Here is a 26,229-nt window from a genome sequence, read left to right as displayed (position 1 = left end):
TCATGCTCGCCGTCTACGCCGACGCCCCCCACCCGGACAATCCGCTGGCCGGGGTGGTGGTCGGCCAGCGACCCGAGCCCGAGGTGCCCCCGGGGTGGTCGCGGGTGCGGGTCACGGCCGCCTCGCTGAACCGGCACGACCTGTGGACGCTGCGGGGCGTGGGCATCAAACCCGAGCGGTTCCCGATGATCCTGGGCTGTGACGGCGCCGGTGTCACCGACGACGGGCAGGACGTGGTCCTGTACCCGATCATCGGCCAGCCCGGGTGGGCCGGCGACGAGACCACCGACCCGCAGCGCACCCTGCTCACCGAGAAGCACCAGGGCACCTTCGCCGAATACGTCGTGGTACCGACCCGGAACCTGGTGCCGCTGCCGGCGTCGATGAGCCACCCGACGGCCGCCGTGCTGGGCACCACCTACCTGACCGCCTACCGGATGCTGGCCACCCGCAGCGGCCTGCCCGGCGGCTCCACGATCCTCGTCCAGGGCGCCACCGGCGGGGTGTCCACCGCGTTGATCCAGCTGGGCCGGGTCCTGGGCATGCGGGTCTGGGTGACCTCGCGCACCGAGGCCGGCCGGGCCCGGGCCGCCGACCTGGGTGCGCACGAGGTCTTCGAGACCGGCGCGCGGCTGCCCGACCGGGTGGACGGGGTGTTCGAGTCGGTGGGCAAGCAGACCTGGGCCCACTCGATGCGCGCGGTCCGGCCCGGCGGCGTCATCGTCTGCTGCGGGGCGACCAGCGGCCACGACCCGTCGGCCGACCTGCAGCGACTGTTCTTCCTGCAGATCTCGGTGATCGGCTCGACCATGGGCACGCTGGACGAGCTGCGCCGGCTGATCGCGCTGTGCGCGGCGACCGGCCTGCAGCCGGTGGTGGACCGGACCTACCCGCTGGCCCAGGGCGACCAAGCGCTGCGCGACCTGGAGGACGGCAGCCCGGGCAAGCTCGTCCTGCTCGCCTGACCCCGGTGCGCACCCGCTCCGTCACCGGCCTGATCGGGGTGCTGGCGGCCACCGCCCTGTCGGTCACCGCGAACAGCGTGGTGGCCATCGCCGTGCCCTGGCTGGTGCTCGAACGCACCGGCAGCGCCGCCCTGGCCGGCCTGGCCGGGGCCGCCGCCATCGCCCCGATCGTGTTCTCCGCGGTGTTCGGCGGGGCCCTGATCGACCGGATCGGCAAGCGCCGGACCTGCCTGATCGCCGACACCCTGAGCGCCGCGGCGGTGGCCGCGTTGCCGCTGGCCGACGCGACCGTCGGGTTGACCACCGGGCTGGTGCTGGTCCTGGTCGCGGTGGGCGCCGTGTTCGACAGCCCGGGCGCGGCCGCCCGGGAGGCCCTGCGGCCGGACGTGGCCCGGGCCGCCCAGGTGCCGCTGGCCCGGGTGAACGCCTGGGGCGAGGTGGCCGAGAACACCGGCTACCTGGCCGGTCCCGCGCTGGCCGGGTTGCTGCTGGTGGTCGTCGGCGGGTTCGGCACCGTCTGGGTGGCCGCCGCCCTGTTCGGGCTGTCCCTGCTGGTCACCTGGTTCCTGGTGCCGGCGCACCTGTCGGTGCGGCCGTCGCCCGAGCCGTACCTGCGCTCGGTGTGGGACGGGATCCGTCTCCTGCTGCGCGATTCCACGCTCCGCGCGGTGACCCTAACCGCGGCGGTGATCTGGCTGTTCCTGCTGCCCTTCGAGTCGGTCGTGCTCAACGCGTACCTGAACGAGTCCGGCCAGGTGGTGGCGTTCGGGGTGATCCTGGCCGCCTACGCCGGCGGCGCGATCGGCGGGGCCCTGGCCTACGGGGCCATCGCCCACCGGGTCCCCACCCGGGTCGCGCTGATCGTCGCGCTCGCCCTGGCCGGCCTGTCGCTCGGTGCGTTCGCGGTCCTGCCGCCGGTGCCGGTGATGGTGGCGCTGGCGCTGGCCGCCGGGGTGGTGACCGGACCGATCAACCCGTTGTGCGCGCTGATCGTGCAGTCGCGGACCCCGGCACGCTTCCGCGGCCGGGTCATCGGCTCCTACACCGCCCTGGCCCTGGCCGCCGGCCCGCTCGGCCTGCTCGCGTTCGGCCCGCTGGTCGACACCTACGGTCCGGCCGCCGGTTTCGCCGCCATCGGCGGTGGCCTGCTGCTGGCCGCCCTGCTCGCCGCCGGGGCGCCCGGGCTGCGCCGGCTGGCCGGCTCAGCGTAACGGGCGGGCGGCCAGCAGGCCGGTGATCAGGATCCGGTCGAGGGTGGTCAGCGCGGCCACCACCCGCGGCGCGCACCACAGCACACCCAGGCCGATGACGGCCAGACCCAGCCGGCCCGGCCAGGTGTCGACGAGCACCGGCAGCACCCAGGGCGGTCGACCGTCGCCGGCACCGGGTTCGGGCAGGAATGGGTGCCACAGCGGGTAGCTCACGGCACCCAGTCCGCCGCCATACAGCGTGACGGCGATCGAGAAGCTCAGCGGTGCCAGCACGATCGCGACGCCGTGGTAGGCGACGGCCCGCCAGTGCGCCGGATCGCGCAGCAGCGCCCCGATCGCCGCGACCGGCCCGGGCCGGCGGGGCCGGATCCAGCCCGGTGCCACGGCCGGCAGATCCAGCAGGGCCCGGGCCAGCGACCGCTGCACGAGCGCCCCGAACCGGGCCACCAGCAGGGCCAGCACCAGCACCGGCACCCCGACCCAGATCACCGACAGGCCGATCCCGACGGCCAGCAGGGTGAGCACCGCGACGAAGATGGCGACGGCCGGGACGAGATCGACCAGCACGTAGCCGAGCTCGGCCCAGGATCGGGCGCTGGTCAGGCCGATCCGCGGCGGGCGGGCCGGCAACGAGCCGGACGGCTGGTCGACCGGGATGGCGGTGGCGATGCTCATGGTTCTCATGCTGGGCCGGCCGGGGGTCGCGGCCCAGCGGGGCAGGCACCCGGTCGGGGTGGGGTTTTGCCTACCGCCGATGAGTTCACCGCGGCGGCCGGGTCAGTACCGGCGACCGACCACGAACGAAGGGATCATCGTCGATGACCACCACCCACCGCGTCCCGGTGCCCGGCGCGAGCATCCACTACGAGGTCCGCGGATCCGGACCGGTCCTGGTGATCGCCGGCTCCCCCATGGCCGCCCGGTTCTTCGGCCCGCTGGCCGACGCGCTGGCCGGCGACCACACCGTGATCACCCACGATCCGCGCGGCATCTCGAACAGCCCGCTGGCCGATCCCACCGCCCCCGGCGACCCGAACGAGCGGGCCGACGACATCGTCGCCATCCTCGACGCGGTCGGGGCCGAGCAGGCCGACGTCTTCGGCAGCAGCGGCGGCGCGGTCACCGGGCTGGCCCTGGTGACCCGGCACCCGTCGCGGGTGCGCACGCTCGTCGCGCATGAGCCACCGCTGCTGACCATCCTGCCCGACGCCGCTGAGCAGATGGCGATCACCGACGACATCGTGGCCACCTTCCACCGGGACGGCATCGGCCCGGCCTTCGGCAAGTTCATGGCCCAGGCCGGCTTCGACCAGACCGGCGGGGCGCCCGAGCCCGCCGCGGACGGCACCCCGCCGGATGCCGAGTGGCAGCCCTCCGAGCAGTACCTGGCCGACTCGGTGCGCATGTTCGGCTACGACATCCTGGGCACCACCCGGTACCGGCCGGACGTGGCCGCGCTGACCGCCCGGCCCGGGCAGGTGGTGCTGGGCATCGGCGCCGAGTCCGGCTCCCTGTTCACCTACCGCACCACCGCCGCCCTGGCCGCGCTGCTGGGCCTGGAGATGGTCGAGTTCCCCGGTGACCACGGCGGTTTCATTCCCGAGCCGGTCGCGTTCGCCGCCACCCTGCGCTCGGTGCTGGCCGGCTCGACCGCCCGGGTCTGAGTCGCGGTCAGCCGGCCGGCGGTCGCCAGCGCTGCACCGCCAGCGCGCCGCGGGCGGCCACCGCGGGTGGGGTGAACCGCAGCGCGGCGTCCCGGGCCCACGCGGTGAGCGGCCCGCGGGCCTGCAGCACCCGGCCGAGCAGGGCGGCCTGCCGGGCGATGCGTTGCGTACGGGGCCGGCGCCGCCGGTCGTACTCGGCGACCGCAGCATCGATCCGCCCGTCGCGGCCGTCGATGGTGGGGTCGGTCAGCAGGGCCACCAGCGTGGCCGCGTCCTCCAGGGCCTGGTTGCCGCCCTGGCCGAGGTTGGGCGTCATCGCGTGTGCGGCGTCGCCGAGCAGCACGCAGCGGCCCCGCCGGTAGGTCGGCAGCCGGCCGGCCAGTTCCTCGATCGGCAGCGAGCGGATGGCCTCCGGCGGTGTCGCCGCCACGATGTCCCGGATCGGCCGGTGCCAGCCGCCGAACGCCGCCAGCACCGGGCCGGGCCCGTCGAGGGCCGGCTGGCCGGCTGGCTGACCGGTCGGCTGGCCGGCCGGCTCAGAGACCACGGCGAACCAGTAGACCCGGCCGTCGGCCAGCGGCGCGATGCCGAAACGCAGTCCGCGGCCGACGGTTTCCCCGATGCCGGCGGTGACATCGACCGGCTGCGCGCTCACCCCCCGCCAGGCCCGGTAGCCGGCGGACCGGATGCCGGGATCGCCGGGCCAGTCCCGCCGCATCCGGCTGCCGATCCCGTCGGCGGCCACGACCACGTCGAACGTCTCGGGGCCGCCGGCCAGGTCCACCGTGCGACCGTCGACCGAGACCGATTGCGCCGGCCGGCCGGTGTGCACGGTGCCGGGGGCCAGCGCGTCCAGCAGGATCCGCTGCAGGTCGGCCCGGTGCACGACCGCGACCGTCTGCTGCACCGAGTGGGGCAGCCGGGTCAGCCAGCGGCCGTCCGGACGCCGCTGCCCGGCCGGCGTGTCCGGGCCGATTCCGCCGGGCACCGCGCCGATCTCGCGCGCGGCCGGCCCCAGCCCGAGCGCGTCCAGGGCGGCCAGGCCGTTGCCGAACAGCGAGATCCCGGACCCGGCATCGCCAGCGCCGTCGCGTCGTTCGAACACCGTGACCGGCACGCCCGCCCGCTGCAGGCCGACCGCGGTGGCCAACCCGCCGATGCCGGCCCCGATGATGCCGACCCTCATCGTCGGTCGCTCACGCGGTCGTCCGGGGTCAGCTGCCCGGGCCGGCCGGTTCGGGCCAGCCACTGTTCGAACGTCTCGATCCCCCGGGGACCGGGTTCCGCCGGGAGCAGCGCGCCCCGCGCCGTCGCGGTGGCCGCCGCGCCCAGCACCGGCAGTTCCAGCACCGCCCGGCGGGATCCGCGGGCGCGGGCCAGCCGACGCACCAGGTCGGCCATCCGCCGCTCCTGCGGGCCGGCGATCTCCGGGGTCCGGCCCGCGGCCGGCCCGCCGGCCAGCGTCACCAGGTGCCGCGCCACCTCGCGGGCCGCGACCGGCCGGCTCAGCATGGTCGGCACGACCACGACCGGCCCCGGCACCAGACCCAGGAGCAGGTCCGCGAACTCGTGGAACTGCGTCGACCGCAGAATCGTCCAGGGCACCCGGCCACCGGTGACCACCTCTTCCGCTCGGCGCTTGCCGGCGTAATACCCCGTGTCCACCCGATCGATGCCGACGATGGACAGCATCACGTGATGCCGGACCCCGGCCCGTTCCTCGGCCCGCAGCAGGGTGGCGGTTGCGGTGCCGAAGAGCTCCACCGCCCGGCGCCGGCGTTGCGTATCGATGTTGATCACGTCGATGACCGCGTCGACGCCGTCCAGGGCCGCGTCCAGCCCGACCCCGGTCCGCAGGTCGACCCCGGCCGATCGGGCCAGGACGACCGGTTCCCGGCCGGCGGCCCGCGCTTCGGCCACCACCATCGATCCGACCAGCCCGGTTCCGCCGGCCACGGCAATCTTCGGGTTCATTCCTGCTCCTGCCCTGCTCCTGCGCTGGCTGATGGCGACGCGGACCACGCCTGCCCCACCTTGGACACCGGCGGGCCGCTCACTGTGACGCCGCCGGGGATGCGGCCAGGACCGCCCGGACACCCTGGACGTAGGGCGTCGGCGTGATGCCGAAGGCTTCGGCGGTCGCGGTGCCGTCGACGACGAATGGCTGCTCGAACTGGTAGACCAGGGACGCGCCGTCCCGAGCCAGCGGGACGAGCGCGCCCAGCACCCGCAGCTGCCGGCGGGTGATCGCGGCGACGGCCGCTGATCGACCGGCCTGGGTCGCGGCGACCGCAACCAGTTCCCGACCGGTGGTGGCCGCCGGGTGCGGCACGTGCCAGATCCGGCTGGTGGCGCGGTCCCGGCAGCCGACGGTGGCGATGGTGCGGGCGAAGTCGTCGATGTAGGTCGGGGTGATCGGCAGGTCAGGGGTACCGAACCACCGGGCGGTCCGGCCGCGGCGGATGGCGCCGAACACCGTGCCGGCGATCATCGAGTGAACCCCTGGCCCATAGAGCTCACCGGCCCGCACGATCGACAACCGGATCCGCCCGGCCGCCGCGGCGTGCTCGAACCGTTCGGCCAGCCACGCGCGCAGCACACCGTGCCGACTGACCGGCCGGGAGGGCAGGTCGGGGGTCATCGGACCGGTGACCCGGCCGTACATCCAGGTGTCGTCCGCGTAGACGACCCGCGCACCCGTCGCCTCCCCGGCGGCGATGATCGCGTCGGTCAGCGGCGGGAAGTCGCGGCGCCACCGCCCGATCGGCGGCATCGCACAGTGATGGATCGCGACGGCCCCGCGCGCCGCCGCGGTCAGCGCGACGGGATCGGCCGCGTCCACCGCGACCCGTTCGGCCCGGCTGGCGCCGACCGGGCGCCCGTCGCGGGTGACCGCCCGGACCCGGCAACCGGCGGCCAGCAGGTGCCGGACGACCAGCCGCCCGGTCACCCCGCCCGCACCCACCACCACATGCAGTTCCTGCTCGCCCATCGCCGTTCTCCTCGGTTGCTACATCTGTAGTGCTACATTTGTAGCGGATACACTACACCTGTCGCAGCCACCGTCAAGAAGGACATTCGATGCCCGTCATCACCGACCGGCCGCAGCTGCTCGCCGACGCCGCCATCGGCCTGATCGCGAGCAGCGGTATGCGCGCGCTCACCCACCGGGCCGTCGACGCCGCGGCCGATGTGCCGACCGGCACCACCTCGTACCACTTCCGAACGCGCCGAGAACTGTTGCGGGGCGTGCTGGTCCGGATCGCCGAGATCAACCGGGCGCGGCTGGCCGGGCTGCCGGGCCCGCCGACCGGCCCGGAGGGGGCACCGACCACCCGGGACGGGCGACGGGCCGAGGCCGGCCGGCTGGCGGACCGTGTCGCAATCTTCATCGACGGGCAGATCGGCGAGCACCGCGACCGCACGCTGGCCCGGATGGCCTGCGAGATCGAGGTGGCCTCGGATCCCGATCTGCGCGAGATCCTGCACGCCGGCAGCATTTTCCGGACCCTGGCGATCGGCGCGGTCACCCGGCTGGGCGCGGCCGACCCGCCCCGGTCGGCCGACGGGCTGATCGCCCTGCTCGACGGGCTGCAGTACGACCGGCTGGTCGGGGTGGGCTCGCTGTCCGCCGCACCGGCCGGCACCACCCAGTCCCGGGCCGAGATCGCGGCGGTGGTCGGCAGTTATCTGACCGGTCTGGTGCCGGGATAGCGCCGGGCGCACCGCGCCCCCGGGTGGCTACTTCTTGGCGTCCTTGCCGGCCGCCGGGGCGGAGTCGGTGGACAGTGCGGCGATGAAGGCCTCCTGCGGGACCTCGACCCGACCGACCATCTTCATCCGCTTCTTGCCCTCCTTCTGCTTCTCCAGCAGCTTGCGCTTCCGGGTGATGTCACCGCCGTAGCACTTGGCCAGCACGTCCTTGCGCATCGCCCGGATCGTCTCGCGGGCAATGACTCTGGACCCGACCGCGGCCTGGATCGGCACCTCGAACTGCTGCCGCGGGATCAGCTCACGCAGCTTGGCCGTCATCGAGACGCCGTAGCCGTAGGCGGAGTCCTTGTGCACGATCGCCGAGAAGGCGTCGACCGCCTCGCCCTGCAGCAGGATGTCGACCTTGACCAGGTCGGCCTCCTGCATGCCGATCTCCTCGTAGTCCAGCGAGGCGTAGCCGCGGGTGCGGGACTTCAGCGCGTCGAAGAAGTCGAAGATGATCTCGCCCAGCGGCATCGTGTAGCGCAGCTCGACCCGGGTCTCGGACAGATAGTCCATGCCGCCCAACGATCCTCGCCGGGACTGGCACAGCTCCATGATGGTGCCGATGTACTCGCTCGGGCTGATGATGGTGCACCGCACGATCGGCTCGACGATGTCGCGGATCTTGCCCGACGGCCAGTCGCTGGGGTTGGTCACCACGTGCGTGGTGGTGTCCTCCATGGTGACCCGGTAGACCACGTTCGGGGTGGTGGAGATCAGGTCGAGGCCGAACTCGCGTTCCAAACGGTCGCGGGTGATCTCCATGTGCAGCAGGCCCAGATACCCGCAGCGGTACCCGAACCCGAGCGCGGCCGAGGTCTCCGGCTCGTAGGTCAGGGCCGCGTCGTTGAGCCGCAGCTTGTCCAGCGCGTCGCGCAGCAACGGGTAGTCCGAGCCGTCCAGTGGGTACAGCCCTGAGTAGACCATCGGCCGCGGGTCGCGGTACCCGCCGAGCGGGACGGTGGCGCCCTTGGCCGCGGAGGTGATGGTGTCGCCGACCTTGGACTGCCGGACGTCCTTGACGCCGGTGATCAGGTAACCGACCTCGCCGACCCCCAGCCCGACCGTGGGGATGGGTTCGGGCGAGATGACGCCGACCTCGAGCAGTTCGTGGATGGCCCGGGTGGACATCATCTGGATGCGCTCGCGCGGGGTGATCTTGCCGTCGATGACGCGGATGTAGGTGATGACGCCGCGGTAGATGTCGTAGACCGAGTCGAAGATCATCGCGCGGGCGGGGGCGTCCGCGTCGCCGACCGGCGGCGGGATCTCGGCCACCACCTTGTCCAGCAGCTCCTTGACCCCGGCCCCGGTCTTGCCGGAGACCCGCAGCACGTCGTCGGGCGAGCCGCCGATGATGTGCGCGATCTCCTCGGCGTACCGCTCCGGCTGGGCGGCCGGCAGGTCGATCTTGTTCAGCACCGGGATGACGTGCAGGTCGTTCTCCAGGGCCAGGTACAGGTTGGCCAAGGTCTGCGCCTCGATGCCCTGCGCGGCGTCGACCAGCAGCACGGCCCCCTCGCAGGCGGCCAGCGAGCGGGACACCTCGTAGGTGAAGTCCACGTGGCCGGGGGTGTCGATCAGGTTCAGGACGTGATCGATGGTCTTGCCGTCGCGGCCGGGCGCGGCCCAGGGCAGCCGGACGGCCTGCGACTTGATGGTGATGCCACGCTCACGCTCGATGTCCATCCGGTCCAGGTACTGGGCCCGCATGGCCCGCTCCTCCACCACCCCGGTGAGCTGCAGCATCCGGTCCGCGAGCGTCGACTTGCCGTGATCGATGTGCGCGATGATGCAGAAGTTGCGGATCAACTCCGGCGGGGTGAACGTGCGATGGGCACGGGCGGCGAGACCAGATGTCACGGGAGTCTTTCTGGATCCTTCTGGAGTGCGGGCGGGCGGACGCTCCATCGTCCCACGGCCGGGCCCCGAGTCCGGCAATCACCGGCCCACCGGGGTCCCCGGCCGCCTTCAGTGGCCGGTCAGCTCGCGCTGCTTGCGGCGCAGGAAGGCCCGTTCGGCCTCGTTCTCGGTCATGCCCAGGGCCTGTTCGTAGGCGGCCGCGGCGTCCTGCGGCCGGTCGAGCCGGCGCAGCAGATCGGCCCGGGCGACGTGCCACGGGTGGTATCCGGCCAGGTCCAGGGGTTCGACCAGGGCCAGCCCGACCGCCGGACCGTCCAGCTCGGCGACCGCGACCGCCCGGTTCAGCTCGACGATCGGTGACGGGTGCACCCGGCGCAGCTGGTCGTACAGCGCGACGATCTGGCCCCAGTCGGTGTCCGCGGCGGTCGGCGCGTCGGTGTGCACCGCGTTGATCGCGGCCAGCAGCTGGTACTGGCCGGGTCGGTTGCGGCGCAGGCACTCGCGGACCAGCTCGTGCCCCTGCCCGATCAGGTCCCGGGACCAGGCCGTCCGGTCCTGCTCGTCCAGCGGCACCAGCACCCCGCCGGCCACCCGGGTGGCCCGCCGGGCCTGGGTGAGCAGCATCAGCGCGAGCAGCCCGGCGACCTCGGGTTCGTCGGGGAGCAGGCCGCGGACCACCCGGGTGAGCCGGATCGCCTCGGCGCACAGGTCGTCGCGCACCGGCTGGTCGCCGGAGCTGGCCAGATAGCCCTCGTTGAAGATCAGGTAGAGCACCGCCAGCACACCGGCCAGCCGGGCCGGCAGGTCCTCCGCCTGCGGCACCCGGTACGGGATGCCGGCCGTCTTGATCTTGCGCTTGGCCCGGGTCAGCCGCTGGGCCATGGTCGGCTCCGGGACCAGGAACGCCTGCGCGATCTCGGTGCTGGTCAGCCCGCCGAGCAGGCGCAGGGTGAGCGCGACCCGCGCCTCCGGGGCCAGCGCCGGGTGGCAGCAGGTGAAGATCAGCCGGAGCCGGTCGTCGGTGATCACGCCGACCTCCTCCTCCTGCCGGTCGCGCTCGGCGATCGGGTCGTGCTGGGTCAGGGTCTGGGCGCTGGCCTGCCGGTGCCGAGCGTCCCGGGTGGACTCACGACGGATCCGGTCGATGGCCCGGTTGGTGGCCGTGGTGGTGAGCCAGCCGCCGGGATTGGCCGGCAGGCCCTGCTCGGGCCAGGTCTGCAGCGCGACGACCAGCGCGTCGCCGAGCGCTTCCTCGGCCAGGTCGATGTCGCTGAAGCGACGGATCAGGGTGGCGACCAGCCGTCCGTGCTCGGCCCGGAACACCTGCTCGATGCTCCGGGCCGGGACGGAACCGATGCGCGGGGCGGTGTCGATGCGCGGAGCGGGGTCGTCGGGCATGCCCCCATTTCACCCGACGATCGCCCGCCCGGACGAAGACCGCCGGTGGCGGCTAGGCCTCGCCCTGGAAGGGGCGGACCTCGACCCGGCCCTCGCAGGCGGCCGAGCCCTTGCGGGCCCATTCCAGGGCCTCGTCCAGGTCGGCGGCCTGGATCACCCAGAAGCCGCCCAGGTACTCCTTGGTCTCGGAGAACGGTCCGTCGGTGATGACCGCCTCGGCGCCGCGGGCGTCGACCACGGTGGCCGATTCGATGTCTTCCAGGCCGCCGGCGAACACCCAGGCGCCGGCCTGCCGGACCTGCTCGTTGAACGCGTCGACCTGCTGGAACATCCGCTGCATGTCCTGCTCGGTGATGGCGGCGACCTCGGCCGGGGACTCGTGGTGGACGGAGAGCATGTACTGCTTCATGGTGGGCTCCTGTGGGTTACGGGGTGATCGTGCGGGATGGGTTCGGGGCGTGCTCAGGCCGGGACGGTGGCGCTCACCTCCGTCCCGTCGGCCTCGAGGTCGGTGGTGCCGTCGGCGGTGAGGTCACCGCTGGTGAACGCGGTCGGCTCGAGAACCAGGTGGGTCAGGCCGCCCGCAGTGGCCGTCCGCGACACCGTCCGGAAGGCCGTCGGCCGGCTGTGCTCGTCGAACAGGCGCTTGCCCTGGCCGACGACCACCGGGAACACCAGCAGCCGGTAGGTGTCGACCAGCCCGGCGTTGTGCAGGGTCTGCGCGAGCTGCCAGCTGCCATGTACCTGCAGTTCCCGGCCGGGCTGCTGCTTGATCGCCCGGACCTGCTCGACCACGTCGCCGCGGATCACGGTGGTCGGACCCCAGGCCGCCTGCTCGTCGGTGAGCGTGTCGGAGACCAGGTACTTGGGGAAGGTGTTCAGCACGCGGGCCACCAGCTCCTCCTGGTTCGGGTAGGCGCTCCAGTACGGCCGCATCATGTCGAAGGTGGTCCGCCCGAGCAGCACGGCGTCGGCGTGGGCGAACCATTCCTCGTCGACGATCCGACCGAACTCCTCGTCCAGGTGCGGGACCAGCCAGCCGCCCCGGGTGAAACCTCCGGTGGTGTCCTCCTGCGGGGCGCCGGGGCCCTGCATGACGCCGTCGAGGCTGACGAAGATGTTCAGGCTGAGCTTCATCGGTGACTCCTTGCGGTCCGGGTGGGTGACCGGCTCGATCACCCCTTGCACCATGACCACGAACGACCACCGCGCCGGACGACAGCCGGGCCGACTTTTCTTCCGACTTTTTCTTCCGACTTTCTCCGGGGACCCCGGCCGGCTCTACGGTGGCAGGCGATGAGGCGCACTGTTCGGGCCGGCCGACCGGCATCGGTGCTGGTCGGGCTGTTGTTGGCGGTCGGCGCCTGCTCCGCCGCCGGCGCGCCGACCGACCCGGCCACCACCGCCGTCCCGACCACCGCTGTCCCGACCACCGCTGCCCCGACCCCCTCGTCGTCGGTGCCGACCCTGGCACCGACTGCGTCCCCGTCCCGGATCCGGTCCCCCCTTCCCGATGTGCACGTCCCCGGAGTGAACGACCCGTCCTGCCGGTCGGCGGAGCGGCCGGTGGTGCTGCTGCCCGGCACGTTCTCCACGGTGCAGAGCAATTTCACCGCCCTGGCCGCGGCGCTGCAGGCCGGCGGGCGCTGCGTCTACGGCCTGAACTACTCCCTGGCCGGCGTCGCCCCGGTCCGTGACTCGGCGAGCGCCGCGGCCGGCTTCGTCCAGGACGTCCGCGCCGCGACCGGGGCCGATCAAGTCGACGTGGTCGGGTTCTCCCAGGGTGGGTTGGTGCTGCGGACCGCGCTGCGGCTGGACGGTCTGGCCCCGGCGGTGGCCAGCGCGGTGCTGATCGCGCCGTCGTTCCACGGCTCGACCGCGGACCTGCTCACCGGGGTGCCGGCGGCCGCCTGTCCGGCCTGCGCGGATCAGACCGCCGGCTCGGCCCTGCTGACCGAGCTGGACGCCGGCGGCGACCTGGACGGGCAGGTGCGCTACGCGACCATTTCCAGCCGGGACGACACCGTGGTGACGCCGGTGGACGGGCAGTCGCCGGTTGGGCCGGCCGACCGGGTCCGGTCGCTGGTCATCCAGGACCGATGCCCCCGGGCGACGGTCTCGCACCTGGACCTGCCCGCCGACCCGGGGGTGGTCGGCTGGGTGGGCGCCGCGCTGGACAGCGACGGCCGGCCCGAGCCGACCGCGTATCGTTGCCCCTGATCGCTACGGGAAGATCAGCTCGGGTTTGTGACCGGCTTGTGGCGGCTGGTAAAGTGGACCGCCGTGTGTGCCCGACGGCGTCACACCCACGATCGACGAACGTGTCGGTCACTCCCAACGACGAAACGAAGGCATTCCGGCGTGGCCAACATCAAGTCCCAGATCAAGCGCAACCGCACCAACGAAGCTGCGCGACTGCGCAACAAGTCGGTCAAGTCGTCGCTGAAGACGGCCGTGCGCAAGGTGCGGACCGCAGCCGAGGCCGGCGACAAGACGGCGGCCGAGGTCGAGCTCAAGGCCGCCTGCCGCAGCCTGGACAAGGCCGCCTCCAAGGGCGTCATCCACGCGAACCAGGCCGCCAACCGCAAGTCGGCGCTGACCCAGCTGGTCAACCAGGTCTGATCCACCGCTTCCGGCGCCGGTGACCGAGCGGGTCACCGGCGCTTTCGTGCTGCCACCAGATCGATCACCGCGCGCTCCAACGCGTACTCGACATCGACCGCCGCGCCTTTGACCGCGGCGTTCAGCTCGGCCACGATCGCCATGCCGCCGACCAACCCGTCGGTCGACCAGCCGCGGGCCATCCCCCGGGCTCGATCGACCTTCCACGGCGGCATGCCCAGCGCGGAGGCGATCGCGTAGGAATTGCCGCCCTTGGCCCCGGACACCTTGGCCACCGTCCGGACGCCATCGGCCAGCGCATCGGCGACCAGCACGGGCGCCACCCCGACCCCCAGCGCCCAGCGCAGCGACTCCAGCGCGCCGGCCAGGTCACCGGACATCGTGGCGTCGGACACGGTGAACCCGGTGACCTCGGCCCGGCCCCGGTGATAGCGGCGGACCGCCTGCTCGTCGACGGTGCCGCCGGTGTCGGCCACCAGCTGGTCGGCCGCCGCGGCCAGCTCCCGCAGATCCGAGCCGACCGCCTCGACCAGCGCGGTCACCGCGGCCGGGTTGGTGGTGCCGCCGGCCCGCCGGATCTCGGCCCGGACGAAGTCGATCCGCTCGTTGAGCCGGGTGATCTTGTTGCAGGTCACCACGGTGGCCCCGGCCTTGGTCAGGGCCTCGCCGATGGCCTTGTTGCGGGCGCCGCCGGCGTGCTGGACGACCAGCCACACCCCCTCGACCGGGTCCTTGGTGTACCCGATCAGCGCGGCGGCCAGGTCCTTGCCGGCCTCGTGCGCGCCGCGGATGACCACCACCCGGGGTTCGGCGAACAGGCTCGGCGCGACCAGGTCGGAGAACTCCCCCACGGTGAGCCCGGCGGCGACGCCGTCGCGGCGTTCGGCGCCCGCCTCGATCCGGCGGGCCGCGGCCGTCGCCCGGGAAATCGCCCGGTCGACCAGCAGCTGCTCGTCACCGGTGAGAAGCACCAGCGGGGTCAGCTCACCCGACCCGGATCCCGTCTGCGCCATGCCCGACATGGTGCCAGGGGGCTGTGACACCGGCCGCCGCACCGCCGATCGACGACCCCCGGCCAGTCGTCGCGGCCGGCCGTCGCGACCGGTCGGCGGCCTCGGGAGATGCGTTACGATTGCCGGACAACTGAAGAACCCACCTCATCCAGAGGGGCAGAGGGACACGGCCCGATGAAGCCCCGGCAACCACTGTTGATGATCGTCATCTCCTGACCGCGCGTCCGGGGCCGATCGACAGCAGGTGCCACTTCCGTCCCGCTTCGGCGGGGAAGATGAGCAGAAAGGCCTCGTCATGACCTCTGTGCTGTCCACCCCCGGGTCCGCCGGTTCCGCCTCCGCGCCCGGCATCGATCTGGGTCCCGCCGTCGCGCTGTCCTGTCGCGAGTGCGGCAACCGCGTCGAACTGGGCCCGTACTACGCGTGTATGGAGTGTTTCGGGCCGCTCGAGGTGGCCTACGAGTTCACCTTGCGCGGCGACGCCCTCAAGCAGCGGATCGAGTCCGGTCCGGCGAACATCTGGCGGTACGCCGACCTGTTGCCGGTGCCGGCCGACGTCGCACAGACCCCGAACATGAACCCGGGCAACACCAAGCTGATCCGGGCCGACAACCTGGCCAAGGAGCTGGGCATGCGCCGGCTCTGGGTCAAGGACGACTCCGGGAACCCGACCCACTCGTTCAAGGACCGCGTCGTCGCCGTCGCGCTGGCCGCGGCCCGCAAGCTCGGCTTCACCGTGCTGGCCTGCCCGAGCACCGGCAACCTGGCCAACGCGGTCGCCGCGGCCGCCGCCCGGGCCGGCATCCGGTCCGTCGTGCTGATCCCGGCCAATCTGGAGCAGCAGAAGATCCTGACCACCGCCGCCTACGGCGGCACCCTGGTCGCGGTCGACGGCAACTACGACGACATCAACCGGCTGGCCGGCGAGATCGCCGCCGAGCAGGAGGACTGGGCGTTCGTCAACGTCAACGTCCGGCCCTACTACGCCGAGGGCTCCAAGACCCTGGGCTTCGAGGTCGCCGAGCAGCTCGGCTGGCGGCTGCCCGAGCAGGTCGTCATCCCCATCGCCTCCGGCGCGCAGCTGGTCAAGGTGGACAAGGGCTTCACCGAGCTGGGCGAGCTGGGCCTGGTCGAACCCACGCCGTACAAGGTGTTCGGTGCCCAGGCGACCGGCTGCTCGCCGGTGTCCGAGGCGTTCAAGCAGGGCTGGGACGTGGTCAAGCCGGTCCGGCCGGACACCATCGCCAAGTCGCTGGCCATCGGCAACCCGGCGGACGGCCCGTACGTGCTGGACGTGACCCGGCGCACCGGCGGGGCGATCGAGGACGTCAGCGACGACGAGGTGATCGCCGGCATCAAGCTGCTGGCCCGCACCGAGGGCATCTTCGGCGAGACCGCCGGCGGCGTCACCATCGCCACCCTGCGCAAGCTGCTGGCCAGCGGCCAGCTCGACCCCGAGGCCGAGACCGTGGTGTTCAACACCGGTGACGGCCTCAAGACGCTGGACGCGATCGCCGGCGAGGTCGGGCCGACCGCGACGATCAAGCCGACCCTGGGTGCGTTCGAGGCGGCCGGACTGGCCTGACCCCGGTGCGGGCGGTTCGTCGTCGTTCGTCGTCGACGGGCCGCCCGGCTCGGAGTGCTCGGCTGGTGCGCTCTGCTGGTGCGCGGTGCTGGTGGGCTCAGCTGGTGCGCAGGGCGGCGACCGGGTGCGCCGCGGTCTCCGATTCGGTGATGTCGATGCCGAACAGCGTGTGCAGGGCCTGGACGTAACCGGCGCCGTCACCGGTGCGGGCCAGTTCCTGGGCGCGCAGCGTCGGGGTGTGCAGCAGGGCCTGGGTCACCCGGTGCAGGGCCCGCTCCACGTCCGCGGCCACGTCGGCCGGGTACTTGGCCCGCAGCCGGTCCAGTTCCTTCTCCACCGTGCCGGTGACGTGCTGGCGCAACGCGACCACGGCCGGATCCAACCGCCGGATGGCCATCCGCTCCTCGAAGGCGGCGACGCCGGCGATGACGATGTCCTGGGCGGAGACGACAGCGTCCAGGTGGGCCGGATCGACCTGCTGCTGCACCGAATGCAGGTCCACCACACGCACCCCGGGCACTGCCCGGGCCGGTCCGGCGACATGCGGGTGCAGGGCCAGGTCGATGATCGGCAACGGCCGCGACCGGGCGGCGACCGCGGCGGCCAGCATGGCCTCGTCGAGCATCCCGGCGGACTGCCCGCTGCAGGCCACCACGAGGTCGACCTGGGCCATGGTCGCGACCAGGTCGGCGGCGGACACGGCGGTGGCGGCGTGCCGGTCGGCGAAGGTGTCGGCGCGGCCGCTGGGCGAATGCACGAGCAGCTGGGTGACCCCGCGGGTGCGCAGCTCGGCGGCGACGACCCGCGCGTAGGCGCCGGTGCCGATGATCAGCGCGGTCTGCGCGCCCGGCCCGCCCGGGCCGACGCCGGTGATGTCCAGGGCGACCGAGGCGACCGACCGGCCGGCCGCGCCCAGCCCGGTTTCGGTGGCGACCTGCTTGGCCACCCGGGCCGCGGTCTGGAACAGCTGGTTGATGGGGGGCGAGACGGTGCCGGCGGCCTGCGCCTCGCGCAGCGCCCGGGCGATCTGCCCGGCGATCTCCACCTCGCCGACGACCATCGAGTCCAGCCCGGAGGCCACGGTGAACAGATGGGCCACCGCGGGCGCGCCCACCCGGACCTTGAGCATGGCCGCGACCTCGACCGCGTCCAGCCCGGTCACCTGGGCCAGCTGGGCGGCGACGCCCTCGATCGCGTCGTGGAACCGGGCGGCGTCCAGGTAGATCTCGAGCCGGTTGCAGGTCGAGACGACGACGGCGCCGTCGATCGGCATGTCCGGTTGGCGGGCCAGCTCGCCGACGGCCCGGCTGAGCAGCGTCGGGTGCATGGCGAGCCGGTCCAACTGCGTCAGCTCGAGGTCGTGATGGCTGGCGCCAAGAACCATGAGCATGATCCGGAATGCTACCGGTGGGACCGTCCGGCCCGGTACGAAGGCAAGCCTCACCTAGCTTTGCCGACCCGGTCTGACCAGGACTTTTGTCCGGAGCCGGGCACCGCGCCGGCCGGCCGGGTGGCCGAGGTGACACGATGGCAGGGATGACTGCTTCCGAGACCGCCACCGGGACCGCCGCCGGCCCGATGGGTGACGCGCTCCCCCCGACCCATCCGCTGGTCGACGGCCGCACCGCCGGGGCGCCGCTGCTGGCCGCCTACCGGGGTACCCGGCCGGCCCACCGGCCCGTCTGGTTCATGCGCCAGGCCGGCCGGTCGCTGCCCGAGTACCGCGAGGTCCGCCGGGGCATCGGCATGCTCGAGTCCTGCCTGATGCCCGAGCTGGCCGCGGAGATCACCCTGCAGCCCGTGCGCCGGCACGGCGTGGACGCGGCGATCCTGTTCAGCGACATCGTGGTGCCGCTCAAGCTGGCCGGGATCGACGTGCAGATCGTGGCCGGGACCGGCCCGGTGGTGGCCGCCCCGATCCGCACCGCCGCCGACGTCGCCGCGTTGCCGACGCTGGATCCCGACGCCCTGGCGCCGGTGGCGGCCGAGGCCGCCGGCGTGGTCGCCGAGCTCGGGTCGACGCCGCTGATCGGCTTCGCCGGGGCCCCGTTCACCCTGGCCTCCTACCTGGTCGAGGGCGGGCCCAGCCGCGATCACCGGCTGACCAAGACCCTGATGCACGCCGAGCCGCAGGTCTGGCACGCGCTGCTGACCTGGGTGGCCGGGGTGACCGGCGCGTTCCTGCGGGCCCAGATCCTGGCCGGCGCCTCGGCGGTGCAGGTCTTCGACTCCTGGGCGGGCGCGTTGAGCCGGCCCGACTACGAGCGGTTCGTCGCCCCGCACTCGGCGGCCGTGTTCGCCGCGGTGGCCGACCTGCCGGTGCCGCGGGTGCATTTCGGCGTCGGCACCGGCGAGCTGCTCACCGCCATGCGCGACGTCGGCGCCGACGTCGTCGGCATCGACCACCGGATCCCGCTGGACGAGGCCAGCGACCGGTTGGGCGGCGCGACGCCGGTGCAGGGCAACATCGACCCGGCCCTGCTGTTCGCCGGCCGTCAGGCCCTGCATGCGCACGCCGAGGATGTGATCCGGCGCGGCCGGGCCGCCCCCGGGCACGTGGTCAACCTGGGTCACGGCGTCCCGCCGGACACCGACCCGGACGTGCTCACCGAGCTGGTCGAGTTCGTGCATTCCCGGCCGGAATGAGCCCGCGGGATCCTGGGCCGGACCCCGCTTCCGGGCCGGAGGTGGTGGTGCTGGGCGCCGGCCTCGCCGGCCTGAGCGCCGCCCTGGATCTGGCCCGGGCCGGGCTGCGCCCGCTGGTCCTGGAGGCCGCGGCGCGGGCCGGCGGGGTCGTCTGCGCGCACACCGTGGGCGGGCTCGACCTGGACGCCGGCGCCGAATCGTTCGCGGTGGCCCGCCCGGCCACCGCCGCCCTGATCGACGAGCTGGGACTGACCGACCGGGTGCGCCAGCCCTCACCGGTGGGCGCCTGGGTCCGGCACGCCGGCGGCGCCGCGCCGCTGCCGGCCCTGGCGTTCCTGGGCATCCCAGGCCGACCCTTCGCCGCCGACGTGCGCCGGGTGATCGGGCTGCCGGGCGCCCTGCGGGCCGGCGCCGACCGGCTGCTCCCGGTTCGCGGGCCGGACCGCTCGCTGGGCGCCCTGGTCCGGACCCGGATGGGCCGGCGGGTGCTGGAACGGCTGGTCGAACCGGTGGCCGGCGGCGTCTACGCGGCCGACCCGGACGTCCTGGACATCGCCACCGTCGCCCCCGCCCTGCCCGCCGCCCTGGCCGAGGCCGGCTCGCTGGCCGGGGCCGCCCGGCAGCTGCGCGGCGCCGGCGGCCGGCCCGGGTCGGCGGTGGCCTCGCTCGAGGGTGGGCTGCACACCCTGGTGCCCGCGCTGGTCGCCGCGGTCACCGCGGCCGGCGGCACCGTGCGCACCGGGGTCCGGGTGACCGGACTGACCGGGCTGTCCGGGCTGACCGACGGCTGGCAGGTCCACACCGACGCCGGAACCGTGCCGGCCCGGCACGTCCTGCTGGCCCTGCCCGCCCCGGTGACCCGCGAGCTGATGCCCGACCGGATCGACCACGCGCTGACGGCAGCGCTGGACCAGCCGGTCGCCCCGGTCGCCCTGGTCACCTTGGTGCTCGACGACGAACGCCTGGACGCCGCCCCGCGGGGCACGGGCATCCTGGTCGCCCGCCGGGCCCGCGGGCCCGGGGCCAAGGCGCTGACCCATGCCACCGCCAAGTGGCCCTGGTTGGCCCGGGCCGCCGGCCCCGGCCGGCACGTGCTGCGCCTGTCCTACGGCCGCGGCGCCGGCGAGGTGCTCCCCGGCGACGCCGAGCTGCCCGCGCTGGCCCTGGCCGACGCCGGCGAACTGCTCGGAGTGCCGCTGCGCCCCGGTGACGTCGTCGGCACCGCCGTCGTGCGCTGGGACTCGGCCCTGCCGGTGCCCCGGCCGGGCCACGCGGCCGCGGTGGCCGCCCTGCGCGCCGCCGCCGCGCCGGCGGGGCTGACCGTGGTCGGCTCGGCGATGGCCGGCACCGGCCTGGGCGCCGTCATCGCCGACGCCCGCGGCCAGGCCGCCGCGCTGATCGCCAGCCTGACCGCCGCCGGCTGTGGCCAGTTCAACGCGACCGGAGGGCCGGGCGCGGGCCCCGGTCGGGCAGGATGGTCTGCGTGACGAACGAGCAGACAGCGGCGCCGGCCCGAACCCGGCCGACGGCCCGGCAGATCAACGAGCAGATCGTCTACACCGCGTACTCCGTCTACGCCCGCACCGACGAGCTGGACGCCCCCGTGGACAAGGCCACCACCGAGCTGGTCGAGCTGTCCGCCGAGCTGGCCGAGCAGGGGGTGAGCATCCGCGGCTACTACGACGTGTCCGGGATGCGGGCCGACGCCGACCTGATGGTCTGGTGGTACGCCCCGACCGCCGAGCAGCTGCAGTCCGCCGCCCGGTCGCTGCGCCGCACCAGCGTCGGTCGCAGTCTGGCCCCGTTCTGGTCGGCGATGGGCCTGCACCGGCCGGCCGAGTTCAACAAAGGTCACGTGCCGGCGTTCCTGGCCGGCGCCGCGGCCAAGAACTGGGCCACCGTCTACCCGTTCGTCCGCTCCTACGAGTGGTACCTGCTGCCCGACGCCGAGCGCCGCGGGATGCTGGTCGAGCACGGCATGATGGGCCGCGAGTACGACCAGGTGCTGTCCAACACCGTCGCCGCGTTCGCCCTCGGCGACTACGAGTGGCTGCTGGCCCTGGAGGCCGACGAGCTGCACGACACCGTCGACCTGATGCGCCACCTGCGCGCGTCCGGCGCCCGCCTGCACGTCCGCGAGGAGGTCCCCTTCTTCAGCGGTCGCCGCGTGGACGAGGCCGGGGTGGTCGAGGTTCTGCGATGACGGTCAGTCCCCCGAGCGCGGCCCAGACCGCTGGCCCGACCGGCGATCCCACGGTCCCCGGTTACGACGCGGTGCTGCTGGCCGGGTTCGGCGGCCCCGAGGGTCCCGACGACGTGATGCCGTTCCTGCGCAACGTGACCCGCGGCCGCGGCATCCCCGACGAGCGGCTGGTCGAGGTGTCGCACCACTACCAGGCCCTGGGCGGGCGCTCGCCGATCAACGAGCAGAACCGCAACCTGCAGGCCGCGTTACAGGCCGAGCTCGACGTGCCGGTGCTGTGGGGCAACCGGAACTGGGCGCCCTACCTGGCCGACGTGGTCGGTCAGGCGCACACCGACGGACAGGTCCGGCTGCTCGGGGTGGCGACCTCGGCGTACTCGTCGTACTCCTCGTGCCGGCAGTACCGCGAGGACTTCGGGATGGCTCTGCATTCCACCGATCTCGTCGGCCGGGTGCGGATCGACAAGGTGCGGCCGTACTTCGACCGGCCCGGGTTCCGGGCCCCGTTCGTGGACGGCACGGCCGCGGCGATCGCATCCGCGCGGGCGGCCGGCGTCGCCGTGCCCGAGTTGCAGATCGTGTTCACCACTCACTCCATCCCGACCACGATGGCCGACACCTCCGGGTCGGCCGAACTGGGCGACCACGGGTCCGGCGGCGCTTACGTGGCCCAGCATCTGGCCGTGGCCGCCGCCGTCATCGACGAGGTCGCGGCTCGGGTGGGCGAGGTTCCGGCCTGGCAACTGGCCTACCAGTCGCGGTCCGGGCCGCCGTCGGTGCCGTGGCTGGAACCCGACGTCAACGACGTCATCACCGCCCTGGCGCAGGCTGGCACCCGTGGGGTCATCGTGGTGCCCATCGGTTTCGTCTCCGACCATGTCGAGGTCATCTGGGATCTGGACCGGGAGGCGGCGGACACCGCCCAGGCGGCCGGGCTGTTCTTCGCCCGCGTCGGTACCCCCGGGACCGATCCCCGGTTCGTGGCCGAGCTGGTCGCCCTGATCCGGGAGCGCCTGGCCGGCCCCGATGGCTCGGCCGGCGGCCTGGCCGGCGCGATCCGGCGGCCCGACTTCTGCGCGAGCCGCTGTTGCGTGAACGCCCGGGTCACCCGGCCGACCACCGCGGCGGTCGACTCGGCCGCCGACTGGCAGGGGCTGGACGTGGACGGCGAGCGGCTGGCCGCCTCGGGCATCCCCGGGGTGTGTGCGACATCCCCGTGAGCAGCAGGGTTCTGCGGGTCGGCACCCGCGGCAGCGCGTTGGCCCTGGCCCAGTCGGGGATGATCGCCGACCGGGTCGCCCGGTTGGCCGGAGCCACGGTCGAACTCGTCCGCATCCGGACCGAGGGCGACGTGAACACCGGGCCGCTGGCCACCATCGGTGGCACCGGGGTGTTCGTCACCGGCGTCCGCGAGGCGCTGCTGGACGGGCGGGCCGACATCGTCGTGCACTCCTACAAGGACCTGCCGACGGCGCCGACCGAGGGCATCACGGTGGCCGCCGTCCCGGAGCGGGAGAGCCCGTTCGACGCGCTCTGCGCCCGTGACGGGCTGCGGCTGGACGACCTTCCCCGCGGGTCCACCGTGGGCACCGGATCCCCCCGGCGGGCCGCGCAGCTGCTGGCCCGGCGCCCGGATCTGGCGGTGGTGCCGATCCGCGGCAACGTGGACACCCGGCTGCGACAGGTCAGCGAGGGTCACCTGGACGCGGTGGTGCTGGCCGCCGCCGGCTTGAACCGGCTCGGCCGGGCCGACGCGATCACCGACGTCCTGGACGCCGACCGGATGCTGCCCGCGCCGGCCCAGGGCGCGCTGGCCGTGGAGTGCCGGTCCGGGGCGGACACCTGGTTCACCGAGGCGACCCGGACGCTGGACGACGCGCCGACCCGGGCCGCGGTGGTCGCCGAACGGGTGCTGCTGCGCGACCTGGAGGCCGGCTGCAGCGCCCCCGTCGGCGCATTCGCCCAGGTTCAGGGGGACGCCCTGACCCTGCGGGCGGTCGTCGTCGCGGTCGACGGGAGCTCGGAGTTCCGCGTGCACCGGGCCGGATCGCCGGCCGCCGCGGCCGATCTCGGCGCCCGGGCCGCGGCCGACCTGATCGGCCAGGGGGCCGCCGGCCTGCTGGGAGCCCGGTGAACCCGGTGGCGACCGGCACCTGTCCAGTGGCCGGGTGGCGGGTACTGGTGCCTCGGCCGGCCGAGCGGTCCGCGGACCTGGTGCAGGCGCTGACCGCGGCCGGTGCCCGGCCGGAGGTCGTGGAGCTGATCGGGATCGCCGAGCCCGCCGACACCGCCGCGCTGGATCTGGCCGTGCTGGGCCTGTCCCGCGGCGAGGACGCCTGGGTCGCCTTCACCTCGGTGAACGCGGTCGACGCGGTCGTGGGCCGGGCCCGGGCGCTGACCGTCGACCCGGTGATCGCCGCCGACACCCGGGTCGCCGCGGTCGGTCCGGCCACCGCCCGGGCGTTGCGCGCGGCCGGCCTGCCGGTCGACCTGCAACCGGCCGCCCGCGGCTCGGCGGCCGCCCTGGCCGCGGTCTTCCCGCAGGCCGCCGGCGATCAGTCGGTGCTGCTGCCCCGGTCCGACCTGGCCCCGGACACCCTGCCAGCGGCCCTGGCCGGCAAGGGTTTTCAGGTCCGTCCGGTGATCGCCTACCGCACCGTGGTCCGGCCACCCGAGCCCGAGATCGCCCGGCGGCTGGCCGCCGGCGACTTCCACGCGGTGCTGTTCACCTCGCCGAGCACCGTGCAGGCGCTGCAGGGCGTCACCATCGCGCCGGGCACCGCATTCGGCGCGATCGGAGCGCCGACCCGCGCCGCGGCCACCGCCGCCGGCCGCGAGATCGCCTTCACCGCGGCCGAACCCGGATCGCGCGCCTACGTCCAGGCCCTGCTGTCCTACGCCCGCACCATCCAGGAGGCCTGATGTATCCGACCGTCCGTCCCCGGCGACTGCGGCGCACCGCGCCCATCCGCCGGCTCGTGCGCGAGACCCGGCTGCACCCGGCCGATCTCGTGCTGCCGGTGTTCCTCAAGCAGTCGCTGACCGAGCCCGCCCCGCTGACCTCGATGCCCGGGGTGCTCCAGCACACCCGGGATTCGCTGCGCCGGGCGGCCGCCGAGGCGGTGGCCGCCGGGGTGGGCGGTTTGATGGTGTTCGGGGTGCCCTCGGTCCGCGACGCCGTCGGCTCCCAGGCCACCGACCCGGCCGGCATTCTCAACCTGGCCATGGCCGACCTGCGAGCCGAGGTGGGCCCGGACACGGTGCTGATGGCCGACCTGTGCCTGGACGAGTTCACCGACCACGGGCACTGCGGGGTGCTCACCGCCGACGGCGCGGTCGACAACGACGCCACCCTGCTGCGCTACCGGGAGATGGCCGTGGCCCTGGCCGAGGCCGGCAGCGACATGGTCGGCACCTCCGGGATGATGGACGGCCAGGTCGGCGCGGTCCGCGACGCCCTGGACACCACCGGCCACACCGACACCGCGGTCTTCGCCTACGGGGCCAAGTACGCCTCGGCGTTCTACGGCCCGTTCCGGGAGGCCGTCGACTCGGCCCTGCAGGGCGACCGGCGCACCTACCAGCAGGATCCGGCCAACCGGCGGGAGGCCGCCCGGGAGGTGGCGCTGGACGTTGCCGAGGGCGCCGACCTGATCATGGTCAAGCCGGCCATGGCCTACCTGGACGTGCTCTCAGACGTGGCCGCCGCGACCACGGTTCCGGTGGCTGCGTATCAGGTCTCGGGCGAGTACGCGATGATCGAGGCGGCCGCGGCGAACGGGTGGATCGACCGGAACCGGGCGATCGCCGAGACGTTGACCGGCATCCGGCGGGCCGGCGCGCAGATCGTGCTGACCTACTGGGCGGCCGAGGTGGCGGCGGAACTGTCCGCCGGGAGGGATTTCTCGTGAGCACAGACGCACGCAGCCGGGAGTTGTTCGAGCGGGCCCAGGCGGTCACGCCCGGCGGGGTGAATTCCCCGGTCCGGGCGTTCCGCTCGGTGGGTGGCACTCCCCGGTTCATGGTGTCCGGCAACGGTCCCCGGATCACCGATGTCGACGGGAACAGCTACGTCGACCTGGTCGGGTCCTGGGGTCCGATGATCCTGGGCCACGCCCACCCGGCCGTGCTGGCCGCGGTGTCCGAGGCCGCCGCCAAGGGGCTGTCCTTCGGTACCCCGGGGCCCGGTGAGGTGCTGCTGGGTGAGGAGATCGTCGCCCGGGTCGGCCCGGTCGAGCAGGTCCGGTTGGTGTCCTCGGGCACCGAGGCGACCATGTCGGCGGTCCGGCTGGCCCGCGGGTTCACCGGCCGCCCCAAGATCGTCAAGTTCGCCGGCTGCTACCACGGGCACGTGGACGCGCTGCTGGCCGCGGCCGGCTCGGGGGTGGCGACCTTCGCCCTGCCCGACTCCCCCGGCGTCACCGCGGCCACCACCGCCGAGGTCATCGTGCTGCCCTACAACGACCTGGACGCGGTGCGGGCGGCGTTCGCCGCGCACCCGGGCGAGATCGCGGCGATCATCACCGAGGCCGCGGCCGCGAACATGGGCGTGGTGCCGCCGCAGCCCGGGTTCACCGCCGGGCTGGCCGAGATCGCCCATGGCGACGGGGCGTTGTTGATCACCGACGAGGTGATGACCGGGTTCCGGGTCGGCCCGTCCGGCATGTTCGGGCACGACGGGGCCGTCGAGGGCTGGCAGCCGGACCTGATGACGTTCGGCAAGGTGATCGGCGGCGGCCTGCCGGTCGGCGCGTTCGGCGGCCGGGCCGACATCATGGCCATGCTCGCCCCCAACGGGCCGGTCTACCAGGCCGGCACGCTGTCCGGGAACCCGATCGCCACCGCGGCCGGGCTGGCCACCCTGCGGCACTGCACCCCGGCGGTCTACGCGCACCTGGACGCGACCGCGGCCACCGTCGGCGATCTCGTGTCGGCCGAGCTGGCCACGGCCGGGGTCCCGCATCGCCTGCAGCGGGCCGGGAATCTGTTCTCGATCTTCTTCGCCGAGCACCCGGTGACCAACTACGACCAGGCCCGCGGTCAGTCGGTGGCCGCGTTCGCGGCGTTCTTCCACGCCATGCTCGACGCCGGCGTCTACCTGCCGCCGTCGGCCTTCGAGGCCTGGTTCGTCTCGGCCGCCCACGACGAGCAGGCGCTGGAGACGATCGCCGCCGCGCTGCCGGGGGCGGCCCGCGCGGCGGCTCAGGCGCTGGGCTGAGCGACCGCTCGGGCCGGGTCTGCTCCGCCCCTGCTCTTGGTGTTGATCATGGGGGAAGTGCCGTTATCCGGGACGGATAACGGCA

The 26,229-nt window shown here is 73.9% G+C and carries 25 protein-coding genes and 1 riboswitch; of the genes, 15 read left to right on the top strand and 10 right to left on the bottom strand.

Going from position 1 to position 26,229, the window contains the following annotated elements; translation table 11 throughout:
- Positions 1-2 precede the first annotated feature (2 nt).
- Complete coding sequence (locus NAMU_RS07820; RefSeq protein WP_015746866.1) at positions 3-965, top strand: zinc-binding dehydrogenase; 963 nt, start codon at positions 3-5, stop codon at positions 963-965.
- Positions 966-970: 5 nt separating this feature from the next.
- A complete protein-coding gene (locus tag NAMU_RS07815) occupies positions 971-2,176 on the top strand; it encodes an MFS transporter (RefSeq protein ID WP_015746865.1) in 1,206 nt (401 codons plus the stop codon).
- Here NAMU_RS07815 and NAMU_RS07810 read toward each other — a convergent pair.
- On the bottom strand, positions 2,168-2,851 hold the full coding sequence (locus tag NAMU_RS07810; protein WP_015746864.1) for a sensor domain-containing protein: 684 nt from the start codon (positions 2,849-2,851) through the stop codon (positions 2,168-2,170). The two genes, NAMU_RS07815 and NAMU_RS07810, sit on opposite strands and share 9 nt — an antisense overlap.
- 143 nt (positions 2,852-2,994) lie before the next feature.
- Here NAMU_RS07810 and NAMU_RS07805 point away from each other — a divergent pair, with 143 nt between their 5' ends.
- Positions 2,995-3,840, top strand: coding sequence for an alpha/beta fold hydrolase (locus tag NAMU_RS07805; RefSeq protein ID WP_015746863.1), 846 nt, complete (start codon positions 2,995-2,997; stop codon positions 3,838-3,840).
- 7 nt (positions 3,841-3,847) lie between these two features.
- Here NAMU_RS07805 and NAMU_RS07800 read toward each other — a convergent pair whose 3' ends face one another.
- The 3 genes from NAMU_RS07800 to NAMU_RS07790 all read right to left on the bottom strand — a co-directional run bounded on the left by NAMU_RS07800 (position 3,848) and on the right by NAMU_RS07790 (position 6,832).
- Positions 3,848-5,026 carry an FAD-dependent monooxygenase gene (locus tag NAMU_RS07800; RefSeq protein ID WP_015746862.1) on the bottom strand — a complete coding sequence of 393 codons (1,179 nt, stop codon included), beginning with the start codon at positions 5,024-5,026 and terminating at the stop codon, positions 3,848-3,850.
- A complete protein-coding gene (locus NAMU_RS07795) occupies positions 5,023-5,814 on the bottom strand; it encodes an SDR family oxidoreductase (RefSeq protein WP_015746861.1) in 792 nt (263 codons plus the stop codon). Before NAMU_RS07795 ends, NAMU_RS07800 begins: the two co-directional genes overlap by 4 nt.
- A 79-nt stretch (positions 5,815-5,893) precedes the next feature.
- Positions 5,894-6,832: an NAD-dependent epimerase/dehydratase family protein gene (locus NAMU_RS07790; RefSeq protein WP_015746860.1), complete on the bottom strand. Its 939-nt coding sequence runs from the start codon at positions 6,830-6,832 to the stop codon at positions 5,894-5,896.
- Positions 6,833-6,921: 89 nt separating this feature from the next.
- Here NAMU_RS07790 and NAMU_RS07785 point away from each other — a divergent pair, with 89 nt between their 5' ends.
- Entirely contained in the window at positions 6,922-7,554 is a 633-nt protein-coding gene (locus NAMU_RS07785; RefSeq protein ID WP_015746859.1) for a TetR/AcrR family transcriptional regulator, read from the top strand.
- 27 nt (positions 7,555-7,581) lie between these two features.
- Here NAMU_RS07785 and lepA read toward each other — a convergent pair whose 3' ends face one another.
- The 4 genes from lepA to NAMU_RS07765 are packed head-to-tail and all read right to left on the bottom strand — an operon-like array spanning position 7,582 to position 12,048.
- Entirely contained in the window at positions 7,582-9,507 is a 1,926-nt protein-coding gene (lepA, locus tag NAMU_RS07780; RefSeq protein ID WP_015746858.1) for a translation elongation factor 4, read from the bottom strand.
- A gap of 60 nt (positions 9,508-9,567) precedes the next feature.
- The gene (locus NAMU_RS07775; RefSeq protein WP_015746857.1) at positions 9,568-10,857 is read right to left on the bottom strand and encodes an RNA polymerase sigma factor; all 1,290 of its coding nucleotides are present in this window, start codon (positions 10,855-10,857) and stop codon (positions 9,568-9,570) included.
- Positions 10,858-10,909: 52 nt separating this feature from the next.
- Entirely contained in the window at positions 10,910-11,266 is a 357-nt protein-coding gene (locus NAMU_RS07770) for a YciI family protein (protein WP_015746856.1), read from the bottom strand.
- 53 nt (positions 11,267-11,319) lie between these two features.
- Entirely contained in the window at positions 11,320-12,048 is a 729-nt protein-coding gene (locus NAMU_RS07765) for a dihydrofolate reductase family protein (RefSeq protein WP_245544909.1), read from the bottom strand.
- Positions 12,049-12,153: 105 nt separating this feature from the next.
- On the opposite strand from NAMU_RS07765, the gene NAMU_RS07760 reads away from it, so the two are divergent.
- Positions 12,154-13,077, top strand: coding sequence for a lipase family alpha/beta hydrolase (locus NAMU_RS07760; protein WP_015746854.1), 924 nt, complete (start codon positions 12,154-12,156; stop codon positions 13,075-13,077).
- Positions 13,078-13,218: 141 nt separating this feature from the next.
- Entirely contained in the window at positions 13,219-13,479 is a 261-nt protein-coding gene (rpsT, locus tag NAMU_RS07755) for a 30S ribosomal protein S20 (RefSeq protein ID WP_015746853.1), read from the top strand.
- A 32-nt stretch (positions 13,480-13,511) separates the two neighbouring features.
- Here rpsT and holA read toward each other — a convergent pair whose 3' ends face one another.
- The gene (holA, locus tag NAMU_RS07750) at positions 13,512-14,501 is read right to left on the bottom strand and encodes a DNA polymerase III subunit delta (protein WP_015746852.1); all 990 of its coding nucleotides are present in this window, start codon (positions 14,499-14,501) and stop codon (positions 13,512-13,514) included.
- Positions 14,502-14,633: 132 nt separating this feature from the next.
- Positions 14,634-14,774, top strand: a riboswitch (SAM riboswitch).
- A gap of 13 nt (positions 14,775-14,787) precedes the next feature.
- On the opposite strand from holA, the gene thrC reads away from it, so the two are divergent.
- Positions 14,788-16,077: a threonine synthase gene (gene thrC, locus NAMU_RS07745; RefSeq protein WP_015746851.1), complete on the top strand. Its 1,290-nt coding sequence runs from the start codon at positions 14,788-14,790 to the stop codon at positions 16,075-16,077.
- 97 nt (positions 16,078-16,174) lie between these two features.
- On the opposite strand, the gene NAMU_RS07740 is transcribed toward thrC, so the two are convergent.
- Entirely contained in the window at positions 16,175-17,467 is a 1,293-nt protein-coding gene (locus tag NAMU_RS07740) for a glutamyl-tRNA reductase (RefSeq protein ID WP_041368559.1), read from the bottom strand.
- 137 nt (positions 17,468-17,604) lie between these two features.
- Here NAMU_RS07740 and hemE point away from each other — a divergent pair, with 137 nt between their 5' ends.
- From hemE to hemL, 8 genes are read left to right on the top strand one after another with little or no spacing between them, the layout of a single operon-like run.
- Entirely contained in the window at positions 17,605-18,723 is a 1,119-nt protein-coding gene (hemE, locus tag NAMU_RS07735; protein ID WP_015746849.1) for a uroporphyrinogen decarboxylase, read from the top strand.
- 47 nt (positions 18,724-18,770) lie between these two features.
- Positions 18,771-20,210 (top strand): protoporphyrinogen/coproporphyrinogen oxidase, encoded by a 1,440-nt coding sequence (locus NAMU_RS07730; protein WP_015746848.1) that lies wholly within the window; start codon positions 18,771-18,773, stop codon positions 20,208-20,210.
- Positions 20,207-20,926 carry a hydrogen peroxide-dependent heme synthase gene (hemQ, locus tag NAMU_RS07725; RefSeq protein WP_015746847.1) on the top strand — a complete coding sequence of 240 codons (720 nt, stop codon included), beginning with the start codon at positions 20,207-20,209 and terminating at the stop codon, positions 20,924-20,926. Before NAMU_RS07730 ends, hemQ begins: the two co-directional genes overlap by 4 nt.
- A complete protein-coding gene (locus tag NAMU_RS07720) occupies positions 20,923-22,146 on the top strand; it encodes a ferrochelatase (protein ID WP_015746846.1) in 1,224 nt (407 codons plus the stop codon). Before hemQ ends, NAMU_RS07720 begins: the two co-directional genes overlap by 4 nt.
- Positions 22,143-23,060 carry a hydroxymethylbilane synthase gene (gene hemC / locus NAMU_RS07715; RefSeq protein WP_015746845.1) on the top strand — a complete coding sequence of 306 codons (918 nt, stop codon included), beginning with the start codon at positions 22,143-22,145 and terminating at the stop codon, positions 23,058-23,060. Before NAMU_RS07720 ends, hemC begins: the two co-directional genes overlap by 4 nt.
- Positions 23,057-23,848 carry a uroporphyrinogen-III synthase gene (locus NAMU_RS07710; RefSeq protein ID WP_015746844.1) on the top strand — a complete coding sequence of 264 codons (792 nt, stop codon included), beginning with the start codon at positions 23,057-23,059 and terminating at the stop codon, positions 23,846-23,848. Before hemC ends, NAMU_RS07710 begins: the two co-directional genes overlap by 4 nt.
- Positions 23,845-24,837, top strand: coding sequence for a porphobilinogen synthase (gene hemB, locus NAMU_RS07705; protein ID WP_041370070.1), 993 nt, complete (start codon positions 23,845-23,847; stop codon positions 24,835-24,837). Before NAMU_RS07710 ends, hemB begins: the two co-directional genes overlap by 4 nt.
- A complete protein-coding gene (gene hemL / locus NAMU_RS07700) occupies positions 24,834-26,144 on the top strand; it encodes a glutamate-1-semialdehyde 2,1-aminomutase (protein WP_015746842.1) in 1,311 nt (436 codons plus the stop codon). Before hemB ends, hemL begins: the two co-directional genes overlap by 4 nt.
- Positions 26,145-26,229: the final 85 nt, after the last annotated feature.

The sequence above is a fragment of the Nakamurella multipartita DSM 44233 genome (genome assembly GCF_000024365.1).
GTDB lineage: Bacteria > Actinomycetota > Actinomycetes > Mycobacteriales > Nakamurellaceae > Nakamurella > Nakamurella multipartita.
Note: the sequence above shows the minus strand (reverse complement) of the source record. Positions and strands in the feature narration are given on the sequence as shown.